The sequence below is a fragment of the Rhodococcus coprophilus NBRC 100603 genome (assembly GCF_001895045.1).
GTDB classification, from domain to species: domain Bacteria; phylum Actinomycetota; class Actinomycetes; order Mycobacteriales; family Mycobacteriaceae; genus Rhodococcus; species Rhodococcus coprophilus.
Genome location: NZ_BDAM01000001.1, coordinates 672,928 through 699,113 on the forward strand (window position 1 = coordinate 672,928; position 26,186 = coordinate 699,113).

Annotated in this window: 24 protein-coding genes; 8 read left to right on the top strand and 16 right to left on the bottom strand. The window is 67.8% G+C overall.

All coding sequences use genetic code 11. The features are described 5' to 3' along the window. Positions 1–83: 83 nt before the first annotated feature. From RDCOP1_RS03075 to rimP, 3 genes are read right to left on the bottom strand one after another with little or no spacing between them, the layout of a single operon-like run. On the bottom strand, positions 84–437 hold the full coding sequence (locus RDCOP1_RS03075; protein WP_072698874.1) for a YlxR family protein: 354 nt from the start codon (positions 435–437) through the stop codon (positions 84–86). A gap of 44 nt (positions 438–481) precedes the next feature. Next, entirely contained in the window at positions 482–1,510 is a 1,029-nt protein-coding gene (gene nusA, locus RDCOP1_RS03080) for a transcription termination factor NusA (RefSeq protein ID WP_072698560.1), read from the bottom strand. Then, positions 1,507–2,103, bottom strand: coding sequence for a ribosome maturation factor RimP (gene rimP, locus RDCOP1_RS03085; protein ID WP_072698561.1), 597 nt, complete (start codon positions 2,101–2,103; stop codon positions 1,507–1,509). The genes nusA and rimP overlap by 4 nt, the downstream gene beginning before the upstream one ends. 155 nt (positions 2,104–2,258) lie before the next feature. Here rimP and RDCOP1_RS03090 point away from each other — a divergent pair, with 155 nt between their 5' ends. Next, positions 2,259–2,756: a hypothetical protein gene (locus RDCOP1_RS03090; protein ID WP_111731658.1), complete on the top strand. Its 498-nt coding sequence runs from the start codon at positions 2,259–2,261 to the stop codon at positions 2,754–2,756. Continuing rightward, entirely contained in the window at positions 2,753–3,196 is a 444-nt protein-coding gene (locus tag RDCOP1_RS03095) for a ferritin-like domain-containing protein (RefSeq protein WP_072698563.1), read from the top strand. Before RDCOP1_RS03090 ends, RDCOP1_RS03095 begins: the two co-directional genes overlap by 4 nt. 195 nt (positions 3,197–3,391) lie before the next feature. On the opposite strand, the gene RDCOP1_RS03100 is transcribed toward RDCOP1_RS03095, so the two are convergent. Beyond that, the gene (locus RDCOP1_RS03100; RefSeq protein WP_072698564.1) at positions 3,392–4,045 is read right to left on the bottom strand and encodes an O-methyltransferase; all 654 of its coding nucleotides are present in this window, start codon (positions 4,043–4,045) and stop codon (positions 3,392–3,394) included. A 42-nt stretch (positions 4,046–4,087) separates the two neighbouring features. After that, positions 4,088–5,821, bottom strand: coding sequence for a proline--tRNA ligase (locus RDCOP1_RS03105; RefSeq protein ID WP_072698565.1), 1,734 nt, complete (start codon positions 5,819–5,821; stop codon positions 4,088–4,090). A 53-nt stretch (positions 5,822–5,874) separates the two neighbouring features. Between RDCOP1_RS03105 and yaaA the strand changes: the two genes are divergently transcribed. Next, complete coding sequence (gene yaaA / locus RDCOP1_RS03110; protein WP_072698566.1) at positions 5,875–6,618, top strand: peroxide stress protein YaaA; 744 nt, start codon at positions 5,875–5,877, stop codon at positions 6,616–6,618. Between the two features lie 43 nt (positions 6,619–6,661). Here the strand turns inward: yaaA and RDCOP1_RS03115 are convergent, their stop codons facing one another. From RDCOP1_RS03115 to mqo, 3 genes are all read right to left on the bottom strand, one after another. Next, positions 6,662–8,110, bottom strand: coding sequence for an MFS transporter (locus RDCOP1_RS03115; RefSeq protein WP_072698875.1), 1,449 nt, complete (start codon positions 8,108–8,110; stop codon positions 6,662–6,664). Between the two features lie 59 nt (positions 8,111–8,169). Then, positions 8,170–9,402 carry a uroporphyrinogen-III C-methyltransferase gene (gene cobA / locus RDCOP1_RS03120; RefSeq protein WP_072698567.1) on the bottom strand — a complete coding sequence of 411 codons (1,233 nt, stop codon included), beginning with the start codon at positions 9,400–9,402 and terminating at the stop codon, positions 8,170–8,172. A gap of 135 nt (positions 9,403–9,537) precedes the next feature. Next, positions 9,538–11,067 carry a malate dehydrogenase (quinone) gene (gene mqo / locus RDCOP1_RS03125; RefSeq protein WP_072698876.1) on the bottom strand — a complete coding sequence of 510 codons (1,530 nt, stop codon included), beginning with the start codon at positions 11,065–11,067 and terminating at the stop codon, positions 9,538–9,540. Positions 11,068–11,285: 218 nt separating this feature from the next. Here mqo and RDCOP1_RS03130 point away from each other — a divergent pair, with 218 nt between their 5' ends. Together RDCOP1_RS03130 and mtr are read left to right on the top strand one after the other, a co-directional pair. Beyond that, positions 11,286–12,350: an alpha/beta hydrolase gene (locus RDCOP1_RS03130; RefSeq protein ID WP_072698568.1), complete on the top strand. Its 1,065-nt coding sequence runs from the start codon at positions 11,286–11,288 to the stop codon at positions 12,348–12,350. Next, on the top strand, positions 12,347–13,720 hold the full coding sequence (mtr, locus tag RDCOP1_RS03135) for a mycothione reductase (protein WP_072698569.1): 1,374 nt from the start codon (positions 12,347–12,349) through the stop codon (positions 13,718–13,720). The genes RDCOP1_RS03130 and mtr overlap by 4 nt, the downstream gene beginning before the upstream one ends. A gap of 87 nt (positions 13,721–13,807) precedes the next feature. On the opposite strand, the gene RDCOP1_RS03140 is transcribed toward mtr, so the two are convergent. Then, positions 13,808–14,374: a hypothetical protein gene (locus RDCOP1_RS03140; protein ID WP_072698570.1), complete on the bottom strand. Its 567-nt coding sequence runs from the start codon at positions 14,372–14,374 to the stop codon at positions 13,808–13,810. Between the two features lie 173 nt (positions 14,375–14,547). Here RDCOP1_RS03140 and RDCOP1_RS21675 point away from each other — a divergent pair, with 173 nt between their 5' ends. Beyond that, a complete protein-coding gene (locus tag RDCOP1_RS21675) occupies positions 14,548–14,733 on the top strand; it encodes a DUF1360 domain-containing protein (RefSeq protein WP_072698571.1) in 186 nt (61 codons plus the stop codon). Between the two features lie 57 nt (positions 14,734–14,790). Here RDCOP1_RS21675 and map read toward each other — a convergent pair whose 3' ends face one another. Together map and RDCOP1_RS03155 are read right to left on the bottom strand one after the other, a co-directional pair. Further along, positions 14,791–15,648, bottom strand: coding sequence for a type I methionyl aminopeptidase (gene map / locus RDCOP1_RS03150; protein WP_072698572.1), 858 nt, complete (start codon positions 15,646–15,648; stop codon positions 14,791–14,793). 62 nt (positions 15,649–15,710) lie between these two features. Then, positions 15,711–17,342, bottom strand: coding sequence for an AMP-binding protein (locus RDCOP1_RS03155; protein ID WP_072698573.1), 1,632 nt, complete (start codon positions 17,340–17,342; stop codon positions 15,711–15,713). A gap of 63 nt (positions 17,343–17,405) precedes the next feature. On the opposite strand from RDCOP1_RS03155, the gene RDCOP1_RS03160 reads away from it, so the two are divergent. Next, positions 17,406–18,314, top strand: coding sequence for a LuxR C-terminal-related transcriptional regulator (locus tag RDCOP1_RS03160; protein ID WP_111731574.1), 909 nt, complete (start codon positions 17,406–17,408; stop codon positions 18,312–18,314). 46 nt (positions 18,315–18,360) lie between these two features. Next, positions 18,361–19,740 carry an APC family permease gene (locus RDCOP1_RS03165; RefSeq protein ID WP_072698575.1) on the top strand — a complete coding sequence of 460 codons (1,380 nt, stop codon included), beginning with the start codon at positions 18,361–18,363 and terminating at the stop codon, positions 19,738–19,740. Positions 19,741–19,744: 4 nt separating this feature from the next. Here the strand turns inward: RDCOP1_RS03165 and RDCOP1_RS03170 are convergent, their stop codons facing one another. The 5 genes from RDCOP1_RS03170 to dxr form a co-directional block, all read right to left on the bottom strand. After that, positions 19,745–21,589: a penicillin-binding transpeptidase domain-containing protein gene (locus RDCOP1_RS03170; RefSeq protein ID WP_072698877.1), complete on the bottom strand. Its 1,845-nt coding sequence runs from the start codon at positions 21,587–21,589 to the stop codon at positions 19,745–19,747. Between the two features lie 46 nt (positions 21,590–21,635). Then, entirely contained in the window at positions 21,636–22,472 is an 837-nt protein-coding gene (locus RDCOP1_RS03175) for a GNAT family N-acetyltransferase (RefSeq protein WP_072698576.1), read from the bottom strand. Positions 22,473–22,545: 73 nt separating this feature from the next. Continuing rightward, entirely contained in the window at positions 22,546–23,700 is a 1,155-nt protein-coding gene (gene ispG, locus RDCOP1_RS03180) for a flavodoxin-dependent (E)-4-hydroxy-3-methylbut-2-enyl-diphosphate synthase (RefSeq protein WP_072698577.1), read from the bottom strand. Between the two features lie 45 nt (positions 23,701–23,745). Then, positions 23,746–24,963 (bottom strand): M50 family metallopeptidase, encoded by a 1,218-nt coding sequence (locus RDCOP1_RS03185; protein ID WP_072698578.1) that lies wholly within the window; start codon positions 24,961–24,963, stop codon positions 23,746–23,748. 15 nt (positions 24,964–24,978) lie between these two features. Further along, the gene (gene dxr / locus RDCOP1_RS03190; RefSeq protein ID WP_072698878.1) at positions 24,979–26,133 is read right to left on the bottom strand and encodes a 1-deoxy-D-xylulose-5-phosphate reductoisomerase; all 1,155 of its coding nucleotides are present in this window, start codon (positions 26,131–26,133) and stop codon (positions 24,979–24,981) included. Positions 26,134–26,186: the final 53 nt, after the last annotated feature.

Below are 26,186 nucleotides of genomic sequence, written 5' to 3' on the forward strand. Positions count from 1 at the left end.
CTTCACGGTGTGCTCATGAGTGTTCGTACCTGTTCTTCTCAGAGTTCGATGTCACTGTTGGTGCCTCGTCGGCGATCTCGCTGTCACGCAGTCCGGTGACGATCTCCGGACTCCGCCACGTTCTGCGATTTCGCCGCCGCGGACCCGACCAGCTGATCCAGCGCCGCTGTATCCGGGTTTCCGGATACTTTCAGTGCTCTGCCGAATGCTCGGCGCCGCACCGCTTGACTCAGGCACTCCGGGGTCGGATGCAGCCATGCACCGCGACCGGGGAGCCTGCGCCCAGGATCGGGAACCACGACGAACATTTTCGATCCGTGTTCGTCTGCCACGACCCTCAGCAGCTCGGCAGCCAGCGTTCGCTGCCGACAACCGATACAGGTACGCACCGGTCCGGTGCGCGACCCATGGGCCGATGGCAGTTCATGCTGAACCATCGACCACTCTACCGCTGTTTTGCGAAGAATCCCGCATTCCACGTCTACCTGCCTGTCGGCGCGTTACCGGAGGCCTCGTCTGTGGCGGGTGCGGCATCGCTGCGAATGTCGATTCGCCAGCCGGTCAGGCGCGCAGCAAGGCGCGCATTCTGCCCCTCTTTGCCGATGGCCAGAGACAACTGGAAATCGGGCACGACGACCCGCGCGGCGCGTGCCTCGGGATCGACGACGGTGACCGACACCACCTTCGACGGCGACAGGGCATTCCCGACGAACTTCGCGGGGTCCTCGTCGTAGTCGATGATGTCGATCTTTTCTTCGCCCAGTTCGCGCATCACGTTGCGCACGCGCTGCCCCATGGGTCCGATGCACGCGCCCTTGGCGTTGAGGCCCGGAACGAGCGAGTGCACGGCGATCTTCGACCGGTGTCCGGACTCGCGGGCGACCGCCACGATCTCCACCGATCCGTCGGCGATCTCCGGCACCTCGAGGGCGAACAGTTTGCGGACCAGATTCGGGTGCGTACGGGACAACGTGATCTGCGGCCCGCGCTGGCCGCGGGAAACCCCCACGACGTAGCACTTGATCCGGTCGCCGTGCTCGTACGTCTCGCCCGGGACCTGCTCGGCGGGCGGGATCAGACCCTCGGTGCTCGTAGTTTCGCCGCCGATCTTGACCACGACCATGCCGCGGGCGTTCGCGCGGGAATCCCGCTGGACGACGCCGCTGACGATCTCACCTTCGTGGGTGGCGAATTCACCGAACCGCTGCTCGTGCTCGGCGTCACGGATGCGCTGCATGATGACCTGGCGCGCGGTGGTCGCCGCGATACGGCCGAAGTCCTCCGGCGTGTCGTCCCATTCGGCGACGACGTTGCCGTCTTCGTCGCGCTCCTCGGCCAGCACCTGGATCGCACCCGTCTTGGTGTCGACGGCAACCCTGGCGTGCGGCTGATGACCGTCGACATGGCGGTACGCCGTCAGCAGAGCGGTCTCGAGCGTCTCGATGAGCTCCTCGAACGGGATGTTCTTCTCGGACTCCAGCATTCGCAGAGCCGCGATCTCGATATTCACTTGTCCAGCCTCGTTTCGTTCACGTCTTCGTCTTCTTCGTCTTCTCCGTCGCCGGTGACCTCGGCGATCTCACCCGCTGCAGCCCTGCCGTCCGGCAGGCCCCCGGCCAGTTCGAGTTCTCGCGCATTCGGCTTGGAGAACTCCACCTCCACCACCGCGTGGCGGATCTCGCTCAAGGGAATGGCGCGCACTATCGGCCCGGAACGGTCTGGCAGCACCACACGGATCTCGTCGCCGACCAATTCTCCGACTCGCGCGACGATCGTCTCCTCGGCGAGTTGGAGCTTCGCCTTGCGTCCTTGCGCCCGCCGCCAGTGCCGATCCTTGGTGAGCGGTCGGCCCACGCCGGGACTGGTGACTTCGAGCATGTAGGGCGATTCCCCGAAGTCCGATACCGCGTCGAAAGTCTCGGAGACGAGCCGGCTCAGGCGCGCAGCCTCGTCCAGGCTGAGACCCGAATCACTGTCGACGAGCAGTCGGACCGTGCTGTGTTTTCCGGCCGCGGTCACCACCACGTCTTCGAGGTCGTATCCCTCTTCGGCGAGAAGATCGGATACGAGTTCGACGATCCGTTCCGGGGGCGGCACAGGCATTGCAGGCAGGCTCCTCGTTCAGTTGTGGTCGCAGCGGACAGCCGGCCGATACGGTCCGGACCGGCTGTCTTCAAGCGTAACGCGCAAATCGCGGTGCCGTGACCAGGCCGCCGTCGTCCGCCTCCGGGGTTTGCTGGCACGATGGTGCGGTGCCGATGCCAGTTACCCGTGTCACCCTGTCCCGACGAGCCCTGTTGCGATGGTCCTCGGCGACGATCGGCGGGGTAGGTGTTCTGGGAGTCGCCGGATGCGGCCTCTCCGACGACGACACCGAAACCGAGCCCGATCCGCTGTTGGCGCAGGCAGCGAGCGCGCGACAGGACGCCGCCACCGCCCGTGCACTCACGGCGCTCGATCCCGGCCTCGCAGGCGCCCTCGGCGTGATCGCGGACGAGCGCACCGCGCACGCCGACGCCCTGGACTCGGAGGTCGCACGCATGGCGGGAATCACTACGGATCCGACCGCATCGGGTACCTCGACGACCACGGCACCGGCCGGTGGTGCCCCGCCGACGGTCGAACAGCTACGGGAGAGCCTGGTCCGGTCCCAGCGCACTTCGGCGGGCCTGGCCCGCACCCTCACCGGATACCGGGCCGGGCTTCTCGCGTCGATCAGCGCGGCCTGCGGCGTGCAGACGGAGGTTCTGCTGTGACTTCCCCGGAGCTCGGCCCCGAGCAGCAAGCCCTCGTCGACGCTCTCGAGGCGGAACATTCCGCCGTCTTCGGGTACGGACTCGTCGCGGCGTTCGCAGATTCCTCGCGGTCGGACGAGGTGGCAGCCGACGCGGCCTCGCACCGCGCCCGTCGCGACGCCACGATCGATGCTCTCCGGGCGGCGGGTGTGACACCGCCGGTCGCCGCACCCGGATACACCGTTCCGTTCCCGGTGACCGGGCCGATCGAAGCCGCGCGTCTGGCCGTGCAGATCGAAAGCGACACCGCGATCGCGTGGCGGTCGGTCGTCGAGCGGGCACGCAGCGAGGCGACCCGCGGAAACGCTGTCGACGCGCTCACCGAAGCCGCGCTGCGCGCTGCCCGCTGGCGTGTCGTCGAAGGGGTCCCCCCGACGGTCGCGTTTCCCGGCCTGCCCTGACCTTCTCCCGGGATGCGGCGGCGCCGTGGCCGGTCGTGTACACGCTCAGAAGCATCGGCATGGTGGAGGCTCTGAGAAAAGGCGGATCCCACTGTCGCCGATCCGCACGACCGGCTCTGTCCAGGTACCCGGATCCGACCGGTCGGCGGCGAGATCGTCCCAGAGGAGGTCGCGGCACTTGCCCGCCGATGGGCGCTACTCGACGACGAGCGCCAACGCGAAGCCGTCCCAGCCCTTGACGCCGACGGTCTGCAACGCCGTGGCGTCGAGGCGCGGCTCAGCTGCCAGCACGGCAACCAGTTCCCGCGAAGCGCGGGCATTCGGGTCGTCGTCGTCCAGGTCGCTGATCGCACCGGCACGGACCACGTTGTCGACGACGATCACCGTTCCCGGCCGCGACAACCGCAGCGCCTCGCGCACGTAGTTGCTGTTGTTCTCCTTGTCGGCGTCGATGAACACCAGGTCGAACGGTCCTTCGAGTTCCGGCAGAGTGTCGAGCGCCGCGCCCACCCGGATGTCGACGCGGTCCCCGACGCCCGCGCGGTCGAGATTCCCGCGCGCGACCTCGGCGTGCCGGGGCTCGTATTCGAGGGTCGTCACATGTCCCGATTCCCCGACCGCACGCGCCAGCCAGATGGTGGAGTAGCCGCCGAGCGTCCCGATTTCGAGCACCCGGCGAGCTCCCCGGATCCGTGCGAGCAGGTGAAGGAACTTGCCCTGGACCGGAGCCACGTCGATGGGACGGAGCCCGGCCGCCGCGTTCGCTGCGAGAGCGTCGTCCAGGGCGGGATCATCCCCTACGAGGAAATCGGCGAGGTAGGTGTCGGTGGCACTCCAGTTCTCTGACATGGGTTCCATTCTGGCGTACCGGCACCGGAACCGGGGATGCGGTCAGCGTCCGAGGATGACCCGCACGGCTTCGCCCACCGGCACCTCGTTCGACTCCCCGGTGATGCGGTTCCGCAGTTCGACGTTGCCGTCGGCGAATCCGCGTCCGACCACGACCACGAGGGGCATACCGAGCAACTCCGAATCCTTGAACTTCACGCCGGGAGACGCTTTGCGATCGTCGAAGAGCACGTCCAGGCCGGCGTTCGACAGCTCCTCGACGAGGTTCTCCGCACCGGTCCGAGCCTGCTCGTCCTTGTTCGCGATCACCACGTGCACATCGAAGGGTGCGACCTCGGCGGGCCAGCGCAGACCCTTCTCGTCGTGCTGCTGCTCGGCGATCACGGCCACCAGCCTCGACACGCCGACGCCGTACGACCCCATCGTGGGGCGCACCGGCTTGCCGTTCTCGTTGAGCACGTCGACGGCGAAGGCGTCGGTGTACTTGCGGCCGAGCTGGAAAACGTGACCGATCTCGATGCCGCGGGCCGACACCAGCGGGCCGGCGCCGTCGGGTGACGGGTCGCCGTCGCGGACCTCGGCTGCCTCGACAGTGCCGTCGGCGACGAAGTCACGTCCTGCGACGAGCCCGAAGACGTGCTTTCCGTTCTCGTCCGCGCCGGTGATCCACGACGTTCCGTCCACCACCCGGGGGTCGACGAGGTAGCGCACACCGTTGGCGAGCAGTGCCTTCGGACCGATGTACCCCTTGACGAGGAACGGGTTGGCCGCGAAATCCGTCTCGTCGAGAAGCGCGACCTCTGCCGGCTCGAAGGACGCCTCGAGACGCTTGTCGTCCACCTCGCGGTCGCCGGGGATGCCGATTCCGACCAGTTCCCACTCCCCGCCGGGCTGCCTGACCTTGACGAGGATGTTCTTGAGGGTTTCGGACGCGTCGACGTCGCGGCCGAGGATCTGTCGCGAAGCCTCGACGAGCGAATCGATCGTCGGGGTGTCCGGCGTGTCGTGCACGACTGCCTCGGGCAGTCCGTCGAACGGAATCGGTGCAGGGGCGAGCGTCTTGACGGCCTCGACGTTGGCGGCGTAGCCGGATTCGACACAGCGGACGTACGTGTCCTCGCCGACCTCGCTCTCGGCCAGGAACTCTTCGGACGCACTGCCACCCATCGCACCCGAGGTCGCGGACACGATCACGTACTTCACGCCGAGGCGAGCGAAGATCCGCTCGTATGCGTCGCGGTGTGCCTTGTACGACTGGGTGAGGCCCTCGTCGGTGAGGTCGAAGCTGTAGGAGTCCTTCATCACGAACTCACGGCCGCGCAGGATGCCGGCACGCGGGCGCTCCTCGTCGCGGTACTTGGTCTGCACCTGGTAGAGGGTGACCGGGAAGTCCTTGTACGAGTTGTACTCACCCTTGACGGTGAGCGCGAACAGTTCCTCGTGCGTCGGGCCGAGAAGGAGGTCGTTGCCCTTGCGGTCCTGGAGACGGAACAGACCGGCGCCGTACTCGGTCCACCGGTTCGAGGTCTCGTACGGCTCGCGCGGCAGCAATGCGGGAAGGGAGATCTCCTGCGCTCCGATGTTGTTCATCTCCTCGCGGACCACCCGCTCCACCTGCCGCAGCACCTTCAGACCCAGCGGCAGCCACGAGTAGATACCCGGCGCGATGCGCCGCACGTATCCGGCGCGGACGAGCAGTTTGTGGCTGGGGACCTCGGCATCGGCCGGATCGTCACGGAGAGTGCGGAGGAACAGGTGCGACATGCGAGTGATCACGGTAGAGGAGCCTACCGCCCACCCGATCCGGCTCCTCGGTACGGTGGGCTGTTGTGCTGGTGCTTCTCCCCCCTTCCGAAACAAAATCCGCCGGCGGCGACGGCGCGCCGCTCGATCTCGGCGACCTCTCCATGCCGCAGTTGACCGAGACCCGGGAGCTGCTGGCCCAGACGCTGCTCGGGCTCGCTGCGGACTTCGACGCGTCGAGTCGTGCGCTCGGCCTGGGCGCCAACGGTGCCGACGAAATCGAACGCAACGCGAAACTGTGGGTCTCCCCCACCCGCCCCGCGCTCGAGCGGTACACCGGCGTGCTGTTCGACGCCCTCGACGCCGCTACTTTCACGAAGGTGCAGCGGGAGAAGGCGTACCGGCGACTCGCCGTCGGCTCGGCGCTGTTCGGTGCGGTGCGGGCGAGCGACCCGATTCCGGCCTATCGCCTCTCGGCGGGTTCGAAGCTGCCCGGATTCGGCACTCTCGCGGCGTTGTGGCGACCCGAACTGACCGCCGCTCTCGTCGCCGAAGCCGGGGACGATCTCGTCGTCGATCTACGCTCGGGCGCCTATCAGCAACTCGGTCCGGTTCCCGGGGCCGTCACCGCGACAGTCCTCACCGAGAAGCCGGACGGCACCCGGACGGTCGTGAGCCATTTCAACAAGCACCACAAGGGGCTGCTCGCGCGCGCACTGGTGCAGACTCGCGCCGAACCGGCGGATGTGCGGGGTCTGGCGCGCGTGGCGTCGAAGGCCGGCCTGCGGGTGGAGATCGCCTCGGCCACGGAACTGATCGTCCTCACCTGACCGCCGCAGCGGTGCGCGCCGTCCGGATCCCGGCTCGGCGACGTCACCGCGTCTGGGCAGATTTCTCCGCTTCCTGAGCCTGGGCCACCTCTTCGGAGGTGAACCGGATGAACAGCGCGGCGATGCCGGCGATCGCCGCGCAGATGGCACACCCGACGAGGGCGAACATGTACCCCTCGCCCTGTGCGGTGAGCTGCGCGGCGGTCATGTCTGCGACCGGACCGGGGGTGCCTCCGAGCGACATCGTCCTCGAGGTGGCCAGCGCGCCGATGACGGCGAGACCGATGGGTCCGCCGAGCGTCTGCGCGACCTGTGCAATTGCGGACAGCGGCCCGATCTCGTGAGCACCGACGCCCGCAACGGCACACAGCGGGAGCGGGACAACGGCCAGGCCCACTCCGAACCCGACGACGAGCACCAGGACGAACAGGGTCGGGAAGTATTGCACCGTCTCGTCCATCGTCGACCCGTAGAGCAGGCTCGCGGTCATGATGACGGAGCCGGTGACCACGAGCCAGCGGGGCTGTACCCGCGCGGCGAGCTTGGACGACGCTGCTGCGGCTCCTCCGAGACCGAACGCGAACGGCACGAACGCGAGACCCGCCTGCAGCGGTGTGTAGCCGAGAACATCCTGCACGAACAGGGCGACGAACGCCGCGAGGCTGAACATCACGGCACCGGCGAAGAAGATCGCCACGAAAGTCGCGACCCGGTTCTTGTTGCGGAAGAGCACGAAGGGCAGCAGGGGGTTCTCGGCGCGGCGTTCGACCAGCAGGAAGATCCCGAGCAGCACGACGCCGGCGACGAGCGCACCGATCACGGCCGGGCTTCCCCAGCCCAGTTCGGGACCTTCGGTGAGGCCGAAGACGATTCCGGTACATCCGAGGGTCGCGAGGATGGCACCCGGAACGTCCAGGGCGAGTCGCTCCGACGAGGTCTCACGCAGTGCGCCGAGGGCCAGCACGACGATCACGAGGCCGATCGGGACGTTGATGAGGAAGATCCATCGCCACGACACCTGTGTCAGCGCGCCGCCCAGAATGAGCCCTGCGATCGATCCGACGCCGGTCATCGCCGCGAAGACCGCGATGGCCCGGTTGCGGGCCGGGCCGGCGGCGAAGGTCGTCGCCACGAGCGCAAGGGCGGTCGGGGAGGCGATCGCCGCTCCGACGCCCTGCAGTGCGCGCGCACCGATGAGCATCACTTCGTTGGTGGCAAGCCCGCACAGCAGCGACGCGAACGTGAACAGGCCGACGCCCGCGATGAACATGCGTTTGCGTCCGAAGCTGTCGCCGAGGCGACCGCCGAGCAACATCAGCCCACCGAAGGCGAGCGCGTACGAGGTCAGGACCCAATTCCGGCCGGCGTCGGACAACGCGAGTTCGGACTGCAACGGCGCGAGCGCGAGATTGGCGACAGTGCCGTCGAGCACCACCATCAGCTGCAATCCGCTGAGGACCAGGGTGGCCAGCGCGAGTGCGCGGGCCGTCATGGGGCGCGCGGCGCCGGAGGCGTGGGCGGTTTCGGAGGTGTAGGGCACGGGTTCCAACGTTACCGACCCTCCGAACCGAATCCGGCGACCGGACCGATGACGATGATGGCGGGCGGGCGGGTGCCTTCCTCCCGCACCCGGTCGGCGACGTGGCGGAGATCGGTCCGGAGCACCTTCTGGGTCGCCAGAGTGCCTTCCTGGACGACGACCACCGGGCTGTCGGCGGGCCGGCCGCCGGCGACCAGGACATCGGCGAACGCGCCGATGCGCTCGACGGCCATCAGCAGGACGAGAGTCCCGCGCAACTTCGCCAGCGCGTCCCAGTCGGTGAGCGAGTCGGGATGGTCGGGCGCGACGTGCCCACTCACCACCACGAATTCGTGAGTGACCCCACGGTGGGTCACGGGGATACCCGCGGCCGACGGCACCGAGATAGCGCTGGTGATGCCCGGGACGACGGTCACCGGTATGCCGGCCGCCGTGCAGGCCTCGAGCTCCTCGTAGCCCCGCCCGAACACGTACGGGTCGCCGCCTTTGAGCCGGACGACGAACTTTCCGGCCTTCGCCCGGTCGATCAGGGTGTCGTTGATGACCTGTTGCGCCATCGCCCGGCCGTACGGCAGCTTGGCCGCGTCGATCACCTCGACGTGCGGGTCCAGTTCGGCGAGCAGTTCCTGAGGGGCGAGGTGATCCGCGACCACCACGTCCGCGCGGGCGAGCAGACGACGCCCCCGGACGGTGATGAGGTCCGGGTCGCCGGGTCCACCACCGACCAGTGCCACACCGGTCGGCTTCGGGGCGGCGTCATCGGTGACGCCGGACAACGCGGCACCGGCCAGAGCGTCCCGGATCGCGGTGCGCACCGACGCCGACCTGCGGTGGTCGCCGCCGGCGAGGACACCTACGGACAGACCGTCGTACCGGGTGGTCGCGGGTGTGACAGCGCTGCCCTGGCGCGCGCTGTCGGCGCGCACGCAGAAGATTCTGCGTCGTTCCGCCTCGGCGACGATCGCGGCGTTGGTGGCGGGCTCGTCGGTGCAGGCCATCGCGTACCAGGCGCCGTCGAGGTCGCCGTCGCGGTAGTCGCGGACCTCGAGCGAGATCCGCCCCTTGGTCGCCAGGCTTTCCACCGCCGGGGTCGCGGCGCGGGCCACGACATGCACATCGGCGCCCGATGTCACCAGCAGGCCCAGACGCCGTTGAGCGACGCTGCCGCCGCCCACGACGACTACGCGTCGTCCGTGGAGATCGAGCCCCACCAGGTAATTGGTCTCGTCATCGGCTACCGGCACCGGTACTCCCCATCTACTTCGTCGGAGCCGCGCCCTGGGCAGATCACCTCCGGGAGCGTTCCTCGTATCGTCCGCCGGTCGCGGACGACTGCGGCCCGACGGCGAACCGCCGGGCCGCGATACTCATTCCGCGTGTCAGACCGCGGCGGCCTCCATGGGGGCGACCTGTCCACGACCGGGGACGACGTCGAGCTGAAGCGTCTTGGTGCTGTGGTCCCACACCTGACGGAACAGATCCGGGTTCTCGGAGAGCTTCACGCCGAGGGAAGGCACCATTTCGCGCAGCTTGGGCTGCCAAGCATCCCATTGCTGCGGGAAGCAGCGCTCGAGGACGTCGAGCATGGCGGGAACGGCGGTGGACGCACCCGGCGACGCGCCGAGCAGACCTGCGATGGACCCGTCGGCGGCGCTGACGACAGCGGTACCGAACTCGAGCACTCCGCCCGCACCCTTCCGGCGGATCACCTGCACGCGCTGACCGGCGACGATCAGCTCCCAATCCTCGAGACGCGCTTCGGGTGCGAACTCGGCAAGGGTGCCGATGCGGTCGGCGGGCGACTGGGTGAGCTCACCGACGAGGTACTTGACCAGGCCGAGTTCGGTCACACCGACACCGAGCATGGACATGAGGTTGTTCGGCTTGATCGACTTGGGCAGGTCCATGACGCCGCCCTGCTTGAGGAACTTGGGCGACCAGCCGGCGTACGGGCCGAACAGCAGACCCTGCTTGCCGCCGATCACGCGGGTGTCGAGGTGAGGCACCGACATCGGAGGCGCTCCCACCGCGGCCTTGCCGTAGACCTTGGCACTGTGCCGGGCGATCACGTCGGGGTTCGTGCACCGAAGGAACGCGCCCGACACGGGGAAACCGCCGAACCCCTTCGCCTCGGCGATACCGGACTTCTGCAGCAGATGGAGCGCTCCACCACCGGCGCCGACGAAGACGAACTTGGCGTGCACCTTCCGCGACTCGCCCGTGCGGCGGTTGCGCACCTTGACGATCCAGCTGCCGTCGGACTGCTTGCTGATGTTCGTGACCTCGTGGCCGAAGAACACCGTGCCGCCCGACTCGGCGACGTTGTTGATGAGCTGCTTGGTGAGGGCACCGAAGTCGACGTCGGTACCGGTGTCGGTCCAGTTCAGTGCGACCGGATCGGAGAAGTCGCGACCCGCGGCCATGAGCGGCAGTCGCTCGGCGAAGAATTCGGGGCTCTCGGAGTACTCCATGCCCGCGAACAGGGGGTGGCCCGCCAGCGCGTCGTACCGCGCCCGCAGGTACTTCACGTCGTCGGCGCCGTGCACGAAGCTCACGTGCGGGATCGGGTTGATGAAGTCCTTGGGGTCGGAGAGGAGACCGTTGTCGACCGCGTAGGACCAGAACTGGCGGGAAACCTGGAACTGCTCGTTGACGTTGACCGCCTTGGCGATCTCCACCGAGCCGTCGGGATTGCCCGGGGTGTAATTCAACTCACACAGCGCCGAATGGCCCGTGCCCGCGTTGTTCCACGGGTCGCTGCTCTCCGCTGCGACGGCGTCGAGCCTCTCGAAGGCGGTGATCGACCAGTCGGGCTGAAGCTGACGCATCAGCGCACCGAGAGTCGCGCTCATGATGCCCGCACCAACGAGCACTACATCGGTTTTCGCCTCTACCACGTTCTCTGACACGGGGAAATCGACTTCCTTGTCTGTTCGCACGCGCCGCCGCGCTATCGCGCACCGCTCACGTGAGTGTCCCGAACGCGCCCGCACACAATCCTCGAGTTCAGGATTCGTCCACAGTCGCGCGACTGCGACGCACAGGTTACCCGCGCGTTTACCGCCCCTTCATTTCACCTAATTGTGTACCCCCGTCACCTCGCCTCGAAGCCTCCTAGAGTGTGATAGTGACTACTTGGCAGCCAGACATCCTGGGCGACGGATACGAGCAGCTCGTACTGCCGCTGGGCGACGACCCCGACGGCGAGGGCGAGATCACGGCGACCCTGGTGCGGTATCAGCCGGCCACCGGCGCGCCCGAGGGAGCGAGGGACCTGCCCGACCGTGCCGTTCTGTACGTCCACGGCTTCACCGACTACTTCTTCCAGCAGCACATCGCCGAGCATGTCGCAGCGCAGGGTTACCGGTTCTTCGCGCTCGACCTGCGGAAGTGCGGGCGCTCGCGGGCACCGGGTCAGACTCCTCACTTCGTCACCGACCTCGAGGACTACGACCAGGAACTCGAGGAAGCCCTGCGGATCGTCGTCGCCGAGGTATCCGGCGGGGACGTGGTGCTCGCCGCGCACTCGACGGGTGGCCTCGTGCTCCCGCTGTGGCTGGACCGCCTCAACCGCCGCCCCGGAGGGTCGGGCGCCGCCGGGGTACGGGGGCTCGTCCTCAACAGTCCATGGTTCGACCTGCAAGGACCGTCGTACCTGCGCAACGTCGGTACAGCCGCGATCGACGTCCTCGGACGTCTCCGTCCCCGGGCTGCCGTGCCCGGCCGGAAATTCGACACCTACGGCGTGAGCCTGCAACACGGTGGCTGGTCCTACGATCTCGATCTGAAGCCGCTGACCGGCTTCCCCGTCAGATTCGGTTGGCTGCGCGCCGTGCGAATCGGGCAGGCGCGTCTGCACCGCGGTCTCGACGTCGGGGTCCCGTCGCTGATCCTGCGGTCCGGAGCCTCGCGCTTCTCCCCCAGGTACGACGCGACCATCGACACCGTCGACGCGGTCCTCGACGTGCATCAGATCGCCCGGTGGGCGGGATGCCTCGGAAACCGCACCACGATCGTGCCCATCACCGGTGCACGCCACGATGTGTTTCTCTCCACACCCGGCCCTCTTGCCACGGCATTCCGGGAATTGGACCTGTGGCTGGGATGGTTGAACGGAACCGGTGCCGCGGGTGAGCCCGCCGGCACCGGGGATGTTTCCGCACCGCCACGACCCACGGGAGAACACGCGTGACCCACTACGACCTCGCGATCATCGGCACCGGATCGGGTAACTCGATCATCGACGAGCGCTACGACGGCATGCGCGTCGCCTTGCTGGAGGAGGGCACCTTCGGCGGCACCTGCCTGAACGTGGGCTGCATCCCCACCAAGATGTACGTGTACGCGGCCGACGTCGCGAGCACCATCCGATCGGCATCCAAGTACGGAATCGACGCCACGATCGACGGAGTGCGGTGGAACGAGATCGTCGACCGGGTCTTCGGCCGCATCGATCCGATCTCCGAGGGCGGCGAGAAGTACCGGCGCGAGGACTGCCCGAACGTCACGGTGTACCGCGGTCGTGCGCGTTTCGTCGGTGAGCGCACACTCGACACCGGGACGGGCGAGACGATCACCGCGGATCAGATCGTGGTCGCGGCCGGCGCGCGCGCCGAGATCCCGCAGGAAGTGCTCGACGGCGGGGTGACCTACTACACGAGCAACAACATCATGCGTCTCCCCAAGCTCCCCGAGTCGATGGTCATCCTCGGAACCGGCTTCATCGCAATGGAGTTCGCTCACGTCTTCTCCGCGCTCGGCACCAAGGTGTCGGTGATCGGGCGGAGCGGGCGGCTGTTGCGACACCTCGACACCGATGTGTCCGAGCGTTTCACGGCACTCGCCAGCAAGAAGTGGGACCTCCATCTGGAGAACCCTGCCCGCGCCTTCCGGCCGGTCGGCGACGGCGTGGACGCCGAACTCACCGACGGAACCGTGGTGACCGGGGACGTGCTGCTCGTCGCGACCGGCCGGCGGCCCAACGGTGATCTGCTCGACGTCGCCGCGGCGGGCATCGAACTCGATTCGGCCGGCAGCATCGTCGTCGACCAATTCCAGCGCACGACCGCCGAGGGTGTCTTCGCCCTGGGAGATGTGTCGTCGCCGCACCAGCTCAAGCACGTCGCCAATCACGAAGCGCGCGTCGTCCAGCACAATCTCCTCCACGACGCGTGGGGACCGGACACTTCGGCCCTCCAGCGCACCGATCACCGGTTCGTGCCCGCCGCGGTGTTCACCGAACCGCAGATCGCGACGGTCGGACTCACCGAGGCGGAGGCCCGCGCCGCGGCGTACGACATCTCGGTGAAGATCCAGGATTACGCAAACGTCGCCTACGGGTGGGCGATGGAGGACACCGAGGGATTCTGCAAACTGATCGCAGACCGTTCCACCGGGCTGCTGCTCGGCGCCCACATCATCGGCGCCCAGGCGTCGACGGTGATCCAGCCGCTCATCCAGGCGATGGCTTTCGGCATCACGGCGCGCGACATGGCCACCCAGCAGTACTGGATCCACCCGGCGCTCCCCGAACTGGTGGAGAACGCCCTGCTCGGCCTGTAGGCACGTTCCTCCCATCCGGCCCTCGCCGCCCTTCGGGGCGCGGGGGCCGGAATGCGCTGTGCACCAAAGATCCCGGCGCTCTGTGCTCTACCAGCTCCCGGTGCGCAGGGCGATCGCAGACGCGAACTCCGCCGCGGCGCGGGCGGGCACGTCGTCGATGCCGCCGAGGTCGACCACACGGAACTCGCCGGTCACGTACCTCATCGAAGCGTCCGCTTCCGGCATGCGAGTCGGATCACCGACCACGATGGTGGTGGGCACTTCGGCGATCGGCGCCGACGCATCGCGCACCGTGCCGTCGACCATCGGGACGACGGGGTGACCGCGATCCACCACGACGAGACTCGCGAACCGGCCGAACCGGCCCGACGCGACTGCCCACGCGAGTTCGGCGCCTGCACCGGCGCCGGCGAGGTGGACCCACGGCAGGGCCAGGTGATCGAGCATTGCGAAGACGTCGTCCGGGTTCAGGCCGTCGAGGCTCTCCGGCACGACCGTACGCAGATCGGAGTTGTGCAGCCGTTCGCAGACCGCGTCGAACACGTCGGCGCCCTGCCCCGCGTCGGGCAGCAACAGCACGGTGTGCCTGCTCTCGGGTCCGTCGATGCGCACCGCGAACGAACCCGAATCCGTGGTCACCGTCGTCGATTCCATGCCCCGAAACGCTACACGCTCCGGCGCGACCGGCGGCTGCGGTGCCCGCAGGTTTATTCGGGTTCTGCCCGGGAAAACGGGCGCCATGACTCCGACGACCAATGACTTCGGCTCGCGCCGGAACGAGCCTTCCCACACAGCACCCGGCCACGCTCACGCCTCCACGAGGGACGGTGACGGCACGGACGCGGACAACCGTCGCGCGGCCGCTGCGCGCACCGTTCACTCAGCCCGGGGAACGAGGAGGACCCGGCGAGGTCATGGACCGCCCGCGCGGTCACAGCGGACTGAGGCACAGCCTCGGCGAACTGATGACATGCCCCTTCTGCTTCGACGTGTGGGCGATCACCGAAAGCTGATTTCCCGCCAGGCCCGCACGCCACGGAAGACGGTCGCCGCCTTACCGGCGACGACCGTCACGCGACGGTGAGGATCTCCGCACCGTTGTCGGTCACGACCAGAGTGTGTTCGAACTGGGCACTCCACTTGCGGTCCTTGGTCACGACAGTCCAGCCGTCGTCCCAGATCTCGTAGTCCGGAGTGCCGAGGTTGATCATCGGCTCGATGGTGAAGACCATCCCCGGTTCGAGGACCGTGTCGATGTCCGGGCGGTCGTAGTGGAAGACGACCAAGCCGTTGTGGAAGGTCTCGCCGATCCCGTGGCCGGTGAAATCGCGCACGACGCCGTAACCGAACCGGTTGGCGTACGACTCGATGACGCGGCCGACCACGTTGAGCGCGCGGCCCGGCGCGACGGCCTTGATCGCGCGGGCGGTGGCCTCGCGAGTGCGTTCGACGAGGAGCCGCGCCTCCTCGGACACGTCGCCCGCGAAGAACGTCGCGTTGGTGTCCCCGTGCACGCCGTGGATGTACGCGGTCACATCGATGTTCACGATGTCGCCGTCCTCGATCACCGTCGTGTCGGGGATCCCGTGGCAGATCACCTCGTTGAGCGACACGCACACCGATTTCGGGAATCCCCGATAGCCGAGATCCGACGGATACGCGCCGTGATCGCACATGTACTCGTGTGCGATGCGGTCGATCTCGTCGGTGGTGACTCCCGGCGCGACAGCTTTACCGGCCTCGATCAGTGCCTGCGCAGCGATCTTCGATGCGATACGCACCTTGTCGATCGTCTCGGGTGTCTGCACCCAGGGCTCGTTGCCTTCGTTCGCGGTCGGCTTCCACACGTATTCGGGACGCTCGATCGATTTGGGCACCTCACGGATCGGTGTCGCGGTACCGGGGACGAGCGGGGCGCGGGTAGGCATGGAATCAGATTAACCCGCCGCGCACCGCTCGTACCGACACCCGGCCGACCCCTGTGGTCCCGCTACGAAGTGGCGCCGTGTTCCCGGCGCAGAATGTAGCGCTGCACCTTGCCGCTGGGGGTCTTGGGAAGGTGCGGTACGAAGTGCACGGTCCGCGGGTAGGCGTGGGCCGCGAACTTCTTCTTCACCAGTTGCTGAAGGTCGCGTTCGAGCGCGTCGTCGCCCTCGACGCCGTCGCGCACCACCACGAATGCTTCGAGGACCTCGCCGCGCAGCGCGTCGGGCACTCCCACCACGGCTGCCTCCACCACGTCGGGGTGCATCACGAGAACGGATTCCACATCGAACGGGCCGATGCGGTACCCGGCCATGATGATGACGTCGTCGTCGCGGGACGAGAAGTAGAAGAACCCGTTCTCGTCGACCTTCCCGGCGTCACCGGTCAGATACCACCGGCCGTCGGCGCTGAACCGGTCCGCCGTCTTCTCCGGGGCGTCGACGTAACCGGTGAACCACACGAGCGGGCTGGCGTGGACGTCGATCGCTACTCTGCCGATCTCACCCGGGGCGGCGATCTCGTCGCTGTCGTCGCGCAGTACCGCGCACGTCCACCCGGGCAGGGGCTTGCCCATCGACTGCGGCGGAACCTGTTCGCGCAGACCATCGGCCCATGCGTCCACGACGAACATGCCGTGTTCGGTCTGTCCGTACTGGTCGCGCACCACCACACCGAGGGTCTCCGACGACCACGCCAGCACGTCCGGGGTGAGCGGCTCCCCTGCCGAGGAAGCGCGGCGAAGCGACACCGCGGGATGCGGCGCGGTATCGGCCCGCAGGCTGCGGTAGACCGTGGGCGCGGCGGCGAAGTTGGTGACGCCGAACCGATCGAGGATCTGCCACGTCAGGGCGGGCGAGAAGCCCGCGTGCAGGAGGATGCTCCGCCGTCCGGCCGCAAGCGGGCCGAGCAGCGCGTAGTACAGGCCGTACGCCCAGCCGGGATCCGCAGCGTTCCAGAACACGTCGTCCTCGCGTACGTCGAGACCGAATTCGAGGTACGCGTGGAACGATGCGAGCGCCTTCACCGGCACCGGCACGCCCTTCGGCGTTCCGGTCGTGCCGGAGGTGAACAGTTGCACGAGCCCGCCGGTGGATCCCACCGCGACCGCGGCGGCGCGCGGGTCGTCGGCGGAATGGGATGCGAGCAGATCCGCGAAGCGCAGCCCGACCCCGCTGCTCTCTCCCGCGACCACGACCTGCCAAGGAGCATCGTCGGGCATGTCCTCGCCCGGCGCGAGTTTGCCGACCTGGTCGGCGTCCGCGACGACGACCCGCGCACCGCTGGCCTGCAGGCGGAAGGAGATGGCCGGGGGCGCGAATGCGGTGAACAGCGGAACGTGTACCGCGCCGCGGCGCCAGATGCCCAGGACGGCAACCACGAGGTCGGCCGACTTCCCCATCAGCGTGGCGACGTGATCACCGGGTTCGACACCGAGGTGCGCGAGCGCCGCAGCGAATCGCTCCGAGCGTTCCCGCAGTTCGCCGTACGTCAGATCGACCGAGGTGAGATCGGGGTCGATGACGGTGAACGCCACCGCATCGGCCGGATGGTCGTCGCAGAGCAACTGTGCGGCGCACGCGTCGGGAGTGTCGTAACGGTCCAGCAGTTCCCGAACGCGGGTCGCTGTGTCGACCATGGGGGCCGTCCTCTCGTTGTGTCACGCGGCGAGCCGCTGTCCACGCGCTCGCCCTACCGTTCTATGATCCGAGTCACACAATGGTTCCGATACCCCCGGAAAGGGGTGGCCCAGGTGCCGGTCGTCTCCTCACCGCTGCTCCGTCCCCGCGACGCCGACGCGCTCCGCTTCGAACTGCGTCGCACCGCCTCGCAGGCACAGCTACCGGTCGTGTTCGCCGGCGAGGTCCGGGACGACAATCTGCACCTGAGCGAGTTCTTCGGGACCCGCACCAACAAGCTCGCCGGTGTCGTCGTGCCGCCCCGCGCGGGTCTCGGCGGCCGGGTGCTGTCCGAAGGCCGGCCCGTCACCGTGGCGGACTACGGGAGATCGTCGTCGATCACCCATCACTTCGACCGTCCGGTTCTCGGTGAAGGACTCCGGTCGATCGTCGCGGTGCCGGTGACGGTCGGCGGGATGGCGCGCGCCGTGTTGTACGGCGCCGCACGCGAATGCGGCCCACTCGGCGAGCGGGCCGTCAACGCTTTCGTGCAGACCGCGGCACGGCTCGCCAACGAGATCGCCGTGCGGGACGAGGTGGATCGGCGGATGGCGATGCTCGCGCATCGCGGGCCCGGTGACCCTGATCCCGTGGCAACCACACACGTACGTGAGGTGCACGCCGAATTGCGCACTCTGGCGCAGGAAACGGGCGACGAGGACTTGCAGAGGCGCTTGCGTTCCCTGTCCGAACGACTCGCTGCCGCACTGGCGGGAGCGGACGGTGTGCGGCCGGAGGTGACGCTCTCGCCCCGCGAGACCGACGTCCTTTCCTACGTCGCTCTGGGGTGCAGCAATCCCGAGATCGCCCGACGGCTGTCCGTCGGTCCCGAGACGGTCAAGAGCTACCTGCGCAGTGCGATGAGCAAACTCGACGTCCATTCCCGCTACGAAGCGGTGGTCGCCGCGAGAAGATCGGGTCTGCTGCCCTGACCCGGTCGGGTACAGACCGGCCGGGCATCGGAAAGGACATTGTTCGATGCCCGAGACCACCGCAGCACCCGAACTCCGGCGCGTGATGGGCCCCGGCCTGCTGCTGCTCTTCATCGTCGGCGATATCCTCGGCACCGGAATCTATGCGCTCACCGGAAATGTCGCGAACGAGGTCGGCGGCGCGGTGTGGCTGCCGTTCCTGCTGGCATTCGTCGTCGCCACCATTACGGCGTTCAGTTACCTCGAACTGGTGACGAAGTATCCGCGTGCCGCGGGTGCCGCGCTCTACACGCACAAGGCTTTCGGCATCCAGTTCCTCACGTACATGGTCACATTCACGGTGATGGCGTCCGGTATCACCTCGGCGTCGACGGCAGCGCGGGCGTTCGCGGCGAACTTCGCGGAGGCATTCGAACTGGATTTCACCGGCGGGATCGGAATCACGCTGGTGGCGCTGGGATTCATCCTCGTCGTCGCCCTCGTCAACATGCGTGGGGTCAGTGAGAGTGTGAAGACGAATGTCGTGCTCACGATCGTCGAACTCTCGGGCCTGCTGATCATCGTCTTCATCGGGATGTGGGCGCTGGGCTTCGGCAACGGCGACTTCTCGCGGGTCGTGGACATCGAGACCGGCGACCGCTCGGTGTTCACCGCCGTCGTCGCCGGCACGGCACTCGCCTTCTTCGCCATGGTCGGTTTCGAGGACTCGGTCAACATGGCCGAAGAGTGTAAGAACCCCACCCGGATCTTCCCGAAGGTGCTGCTCGGCGGCCTGTGCATCACCGCACTCATCTATGTGCTGGTGTCCGTCACGGCGGTGGCGCTGGTGCCGCCCGACCTGCTCGGCGCGGGCGAGACCCCGCTGCTGCGAGTGGTCGAGGCGGGCGCGCCGGCCTTTCCCCTCGGAATCTTCGCCTTCATCACCATGTTCGCGGTCGCCAACACCGCTCTGATCAACATGCTGATGGCCAGCCGCCTGCTGTACGGGATCTCCCACGAGGGGGTGGTTCCAGCGGTGCTGGGGAAGGTGCACCGGACGCGGCACACCCCTCACGTGGCGATCGCATTCACCACCCTGCTCGCGATCGGCCTCATCACCTTCGTCGGTGAGATCCCCGAACTCGGGGGCACGACCGCGTTGCTGCTGCTCATGGTGTTCGCGATCGTCAACGTGGTCGTGCTGGTGCTCCGCCGCGATCGCGTGGACCACAAGCACTTCCGGGCGCCCACGGTGCTTCCGTTGATGGGTGCCGCGACTTGCCTGTTCCTCGCCTCCCCCTTCGTGGATCGGCCGGGCACCCAGTACCGGATCGCGGGAGTCCTGCTCGGGATCGGAGCACTGCTGTGGCTCGTCACCTGGGTGGCAGCCCGGCGCGGAAGACTCACCCACCGCACGTTCGATCCGGCGGAAGATCCCGAGAACTGACCGGTCAGGCTCCATCGTCCCGGTAGCCCGGCGGGAGCGCGGCGAACATGTCCCGGGTGACCGCGACGGCGTTGTCGGAACTGCCGCCGCGCACCACGAGTGTCGCGAACGCGAGGTCGCCGCGGTAGCCGACGAACCACGAGTGGGAGCCCCCTTCCACCTCCGCTTCACCGGTCTTGCCGTACACGTCGCCCTGGTCGCGGATGCGGTCCGCGGTGCCGCTGGTGATCACCAGACGCATCATGTCGCGCAGGCCTTCTACAACGTCCGGGGAGACCTGCGGCGGATCGTCCCGCACGACCGTGTCCCGGCCCTCGATCAGATACGGGACCGGTGTCCGGCCGCTCGCGACCGTCGCGGCGGCAAGTGCCATTCCGAACGGGCTGACGACCACCTTGCCCTGACCGAATCCGTCCTCGGTGCGTTCGACGAGGTCGTCGGCCGGGGGCACCGAACCGGTGAATGTGGGCATGCCGACCACCTCGTAATCGACACCGATTCCGAACCGGGCTGCCGCGACGTGCAGTGCGTCCGGTGCCAGACGGGAAGCCAGATCGGCGAACGAGGTGTTGCACGACCGCGCGAACGCGGTCGCCAGCGAGACGGTGCCGAGTGCGAACTCGTTGTAGTTGGGAATGCTGCGTTCCCCGACGGTGATCCGGCCCGGGCAGGGGACCATCGTGCCGGGCGTCGCGAGACCGCTCGCCATCGCTGCACCCGACGTGATGATCTTGAAGGTGGAACCCGGCGGATACTGTCCCGCGAGTGCCACCGGCCCGTCGCGATCGGCAGCGGCATTCTGCGCCACCGCCAGTACCGCGCCGGTGGAGGCCTCGACGACCACCGTCATCGCCTGCTCGGAACGGGCACTCACCGCGTTCTGCGCGGCGACCTGGATCGGGCGGTCGAGGCTGATCGAAACCGACGGCACCGGCCGGGGTTTCGTCTCGGTGAGCACATCCGTGTCGACGCCGTACTGGTTGACGATCACCACGCTCCACCCCGCGGTGCCGTCCACTTCGCCGATGACCGTCTTCTTCACCTGGCCGACGAGGTCGGGTGCGAACGTGCGGTCGGTCGAGACGAGGTCCGACTGTTCGGTGACCACGACACCGGGTATCGCGGCGAGCCGATCGGCGACGAGGTCGTAGTCCTCCTCGCCGAGTCGCATCAGTCCCCGCGGCCCGGACACCGCGGTCACCGATTCGGCGATCGCCTGGGCACCGATCGACGGATCGAACTGCACGAGCGCAGCGGCCACCGCTCTGGCCTCGGAAGAGATGTCCTTGCTCCGGCTCGCGTCGAAGGCAACTCCGTACACGGTGCCGGGCACCAGGACGTCGCTGCCCGCATGCTCGTTGACGCGGGCGCGCGGCGCCGGAGTGCTGCGCAACTGCAAGGTCTGGCGGTTGCCGAGTTGCGGGTGGACAGCGGACTTCGCCCATCTGACCGACCACTGGTCACCGCTACGTCCCATGTGCAGTTCACCCGTGTACTGCCACACCCGCTCCCGCGGCAGATGCCACTCGTAGCTGTAGCCCACCGTCGCCGAATCGCCGTCGATGCGTGTGGAAGTGGTGCTCGCAACCAATGATTCGGCTTGCAGCCCTCCCCATACCTCGGCCAACGCGCCCTCGGCTTCGCCGGGCCGGTCCGAGCGCGCGGCGGCTGCCCTGAAATCCTGCGAGGCGAAGTCCGAGAAGAACAGTTGAGCAGCCGCTTCGGGTCCGGCGACGCGGGGGGTGCAGGCCACGACGAGGCCGCAGAGCACAGCTGTAACCGACCAGATCGCGACCCCGCGGAGACTGGCAACGTGCGCACGCACCGAGTTCGAACCTCGTGGTCTCATCGCCGTCATCGTAGGCGGCGGACTGCGCGAATCGGCCGAAATCGCGTCAGTCGAGGAGGACCGTCGTGAAGGTCGCGACCTGACGGAAACCGACCCGTTCGTAGGCTGCCCGCGCCCGGGTGTTGAAGCTGTTGACGTACAGGCTCGGCAGGCGTCCGGAGGAGGTCACGGCCGCCCCGACCGCGGCGGTTCCGGCGGAGCCGAGGCCGAGGCCACGTTTTTCCGGATCGACCCAGACCCCTTGGATCTGTCCGACAGTCGACGACTGCGACCCGACTTCGGCCTTGAACACGACACGGCCTTCCTCGAACCGGGCCCAGGCCCGCCCGGTTGCGATCAGGCTCGCGACCCTGCGCCGGTAACCTGCTCCCCCGTCACCGAGACGCGGATCGACGCCCACCTCCTCGATGAACATCGAGATCGCGGCAGGTAGGTAGGCATCGAGTTCTTCCGGACGCACCCGGCGCACTTGTGGGTCAGGAGCGACGCGGGGTTCCCGGTCGAGTACGAGGAGCGGTTGTTCGGCGCGAATTTCACGCGGTGGCCCCCACGACGGGGCGAGCGCATCCCACATCGGCAGCGCGTACTCTGCGCGCCCGACGATCGACGAGCACAGACGGGGCCCGCGGACGGCACGCTCGGCGAAGGCCTGGATGTCGTCCGGGTTCCCGAGCAACGGGATGAGGTTGGCGCCGGCGAAACAGAGAGAGGACTCCGGTCCGCCGCGACTCCACATGTCGCCGCCGACGGCGCGACCGTCGAGACCGTACTGCTCGATGCGGCCGGCCACCATGCACGACGCCACGGGGTCTCGCGCGAGCACCCGCAACACCGAAGCCGTATCCCGGCCACCCAGCGACCGGACACCCAGAAGCTTGAGCACTCGCTCACCACCCGTCGACAAGCCGATACGAGATCAGGGTGCCACGCGTCACCCGCACAGGGAAATCCGGGTATCAGCCGACGGACACAACGGGGTTTCCGGCTCCGGCCTCACCCTCCATGTCCTCGGCGATCCGCATCGCTTCCTCGATCAGCGTCTCGACGATCTGCGCCTCCGGCACCGTCTTGATGACCTTGCCCTTGACGAAGATCTGGCCCTTGCCGTTGCCGGACGCGACACCGAGGTCGGCCTCGCGTGCCTCACCCGGACCGTTGACGACGCAGCCCATCACAGCGACGCGCAACGGAATCTCCATGCCCTCGAGCCCAGCGGAGACCTCGTCGGCCAGGGTGTACACGTCGACCTGGGCACGCCCGCACGACGGGCACGAGACGATTTCCAGCTTGCGCGGACGCAGGTTCAACGACTGCAGGATCTGCGTGCCGACCTTGATCTCCTCGGCGGGCGGTGCGGACAGCGACACTCGGATGGTGTCGCCGATCCCCTCGCTGAGCAAGGCGCCGAACGCCACCGCGGACTTGATGGTGCCCTGGAAGGCCGGGCCCGCCTCGGTCACCCCGAGGTGCAGCGGGTAGTCGCACTGGGCGGCGAGCTGGCGGTACGCCTCGACCATGATCACCGGATCGTTGTGCTTGACCGAGATCTTGATGTCGCCGAAGCCGTGTTCCTCGAACAGGCTCGCTTCCCACAGCGCGGACTCGACGAGCGCTTCGGGGGTCGCCTTGCCGTACTTCTGCATCAGGCGCGGGTCGAGGGACCCGGCGTTGACGCCGATACGGATCGGGATGCCCGCGTCGCCTGCGGCCTTGGCGACCTCTTTGACGCGGCCGTCGAATTCCTTGATGTTGCCGGGGTTGACCCGCACAGCGGCGCATCCCGCTTCGATCGCCGCGAAGATGTACCGGGGCTGGAAGTGGATGTCGGCGATCACCGGGATCTGGCTCTTCCTCGCAATGGTCGCGAGGGCGTCGGCGTCTTCCTGCCGAGGGCAAGCGACGCGCACGATGTCACAACCCGAGGCAGTGAGCTCGGCGATCTGCTGGAGGGTGGCGTTGATGTCGTGTGTCTTGGTGGTGCACATCGACTGCACCGAGATGGGGTGATCGCTGCCGACACCGACATTGCCGACCATGAGCTGGCGTGTCTTGCGTCGCGGAGCGAGGACCGCAGGCAGTTCGGGCATGCCCAATCCGACGGGGCTGGTCACAGTTCGCCTTCTTTCGTAGCTATCTGGCAAGTCTAGCCGCGCAGGTCAGAACAGCTGGATGGGGTTGATGATGTCGGCGGTGAGGGTGAGGATCATGAACGCACCGCCGATCACGACGGCGACATAGGTCAGCGGGAGCAGTTTCATGTAGTCGACGGGCGCTCCGTCCGGCAACCCACGCAGTCCGCGAATCCAGTTGCGGATGCGTTCGTAGACGGCAACGGCCATGTGTCCGCCGTCGAGCGGTAGCAGCGGCAGGAGGTTGAAGGCGCCGAGGAAGAAGTTGAGCTGCGCGAGCAACAGCACGAACGACTGCCAGATCCCACGTTCCGCGAACTGGCCGCCGATGACGCTGGCACCGACGACGCTGACCGGCGTGTCGACGGCACGCTCCCCTCCCGTCACCGCCGTCCACAGGTCCGACACCTTGCTGGGCAGGTCCAGGAGCGACTGCGCGGTGATGACCATCAGGTCACCGGTGAATTTCAGGGTTCCCGGGACGGCGGTGATCGCGTTGTATTCGGTGGGCCGGTTCTCTTCTCCCGTCACACCGATAGCGCCGACGGTCTCCGAGGTGATCTCCCCGGTCCGGGTGTCCTCGACGTACCGCTGGACCTGCTCGACGGTGACCGGCACGGTCAGGGTCTGTCCGTCTCGCTCGACGGTGAAGTCGACGGTGCCCGTGGCGGCGCGTGTCGCCTCCACCAGTGCGTAGAACCCTTCGACCTCCTGCCCGTCCACCGCGACGATCACGTCTCCGGGCCGGATTCCGGCCTCCCCTGCCGGTCCGGTGCCGGTGCACGGCGCCAGGGCGTAGTTGCCTTCTTCGCCCGCCTGGCTGGGCGCCACGCACGACACCTCCGCGACCGTGGCCTGGGGGCGCAATTGAGGCAGTGCCCACGCGACCGCGAGGACGTAGATCAGGATGATGCCCAGCAGGAAGTTCATGCCGATGCCGCCCGACATCACGACCAGGCGTTTCCATGTCTTCTGCTTGTACATGGCCCGGTCGTACTCGTCGGGTGCGAGCTCGTCGAGTGCCGTCATGCCCGCGATGTCGCAGAAGCCGCCTGCGGGTATCGCTTTGAGTCCGTACTCGGTCTCCCCACGGCGGAACGAGAAGATGCGCGGCCCGAAGCCGATGTAGTACCGCCGGACCTTCATGCCCAGTTTCTGCGCGGTCCACATGTGACCGGCCTCGTGCAGCGCGATAGAGGCGGCGATGCCAAAGGCGAAAACGAGCACGCCCAGTGCGAACATCATGTGTGGCCGATCCTCCTAGTCGACGAGTGTGCGCGCCCGGCTGCGGGCCCAGCCGTCAGCTGCGAGCACATCGTCCACGGTACTGGGTTGCGCTGACCACTCGTCCGCCTCGCCCAGCACGGCCTCCACGGTCCGCACGATCCGGGGGAACGACAGCCGTCCCTCGAGGAACGCCTCTGCCGCGATTTCGTTCGCCGCGTTGTACACGGCGGTGAGGCATCCACCTCCGCTGCCGGCGGCACGGGCGAGGTCCACGGCGGGGAACACCTCGTTGTCGAGCGGTTCGAACTCCCATGTGGAGGCCGTCGAGAAATCGAACGCCGGTGCCGCGTCCGCCACCCGGTGCGGCCAGCCGAGGGCGAGCGCGATCGGGAGGGTCATGGAGGGAGGCGACGCCTGGGCAAGCGTCGACCCATCGGTGAACGTCACCATCGAGTGCACGATCGACTGGGGATGCACGGTGACGTCGATCCGCTCGTACGGAACACCGAACAGCAGGTGGGCCTCGATGAGTTCGAGGCCCTTGTTGACGAGCGTCGCCGAGTTGAGGGTGTTCATCGGACCCATCGACCACGTGGGGTGGGCGCCGGCCTGCTCAGGTGTGACGGACTCGAGCCGATCTGCCGTCCAGCCGCGGAACGGCCCACCGGACGCGGTGAGCACCAGTCGTGCGACCTCGTCGCCGGTACCGCCGCGCAGGCACTGTGCCATAGCGGAGTGCTCGGAGTCGACGGGCACGATCTGACCCGGCGCTGCTGCTGCGGTCACGAGCGCGCCGCCCGCGACGAGGGACTCCTTGTTCGCCAGTGCCAGACGCGCCCCGGTCCTCAGCGCTGCGAGGGTCGGCGCGAGGCCGAGCGAGCCGACGAGTCCGTTGAGGACGACGTCCGCTTCCACCTCCTGCACCAGTGCGGTGACGGCATCGCGGCCGCTGCGCACGGGGAGGTCGAGACGGGATGCGGCGCCGGGATCGGCCACCGCGACCTCGGACACACCGAACGTGCGGATCTGCTCTGCCAGCAGGTCGATGTTGCCCCCGCCCGCGGCCAGGCCCACGACCTCGAACCGGTCGGGGTTGGCTCCGATCACCTGGAGCGCTTGGGTTCCGATGGAACCGGTGCTGCCCAGCAGCAGCACGCGTGTACGGGAGGAGTTCTCAGCTTCGGCCACGGATGCATTGTTCCCGACCGCGGCGAGTACGTCATGAACCGGTGGTCGCGGGG

Coding starts and splice junctions, on each gene's coding strand:
- rimP (WP_072698561.1), bottom strand. CDS start 2,103: ATGCCTGTGCCGCCCCCGGAACGGATCGTCGAACTCGTATCCGATCTT.
- RDCOP1_RS03185 (WP_072698578.1), bottom strand. CDS start 24,963: ATGATGTTCGCACTGGGCGTGCTCGTTTTCGCCTTTGGCATCGCCGCC.
- RDCOP1_RS03140 (WP_072698570.1), bottom strand. CDS start 14,374: ATGGAATCGACGACGGTGACCACGGATTCGGGTTCGTTCGCGGTGCGC.
- RDCOP1_RS03075 (WP_072698874.1), bottom strand. CDS start 437: ATGGTTCAGCATGAACTGCCATCGGCCCATGGGTCGCGCACCGGACCG.
- RDCOP1_RS03155 (WP_072698573.1), bottom strand. CDS start 17,342: ATGGTCGACACAGCGACCCGCGTTCGGGAACTGCTGGACCGTTACGAC.
- RDCOP1_RS03160 (WP_111731574.1), top strand. CDS start 17,406: ATGATCCGAGTCACACAATGGTTCCGATACCCCCGGAAAGGGGTGGCC.
- map (WP_072698572.1), bottom strand. CDS start 15,648: ATGCCTACCCGCGCCCCGCTCGTCCCCGGTACCGCGACACCGATCCGT.
- RDCOP1_RS03100 (WP_072698564.1), bottom strand. CDS start 4,045: ATGTCAGAGAACTGGAGTGCCACCGACACCTACCTCGCCGATTTCCTC.
- RDCOP1_RS03090 (WP_111731658.1), top strand. CDS start 2,259: ATGCCAGTTACCCGTGTCACCCTGTCCCGACGAGCCCTGTTGCGATGG.
- RDCOP1_RS03165 (WP_072698575.1), top strand. CDS start 18,361: ATGCCCGAGACCACCGCAGCACCCGAACTCCGGCGCGTGATGGGCCCC.
- RDCOP1_RS03115 (WP_072698875.1), bottom strand. CDS start 8,110: ATGACGGCCCGCGCACTCGCGCTGGCCACCCTGGTCCTCAGCGGATTG.
- RDCOP1_RS03170 (WP_072698877.1), bottom strand. CDS start 21,589: ATGAGACCACGAGGTTCGAACTCGGTGCGTGCGCACGTTGCCAGTCTC.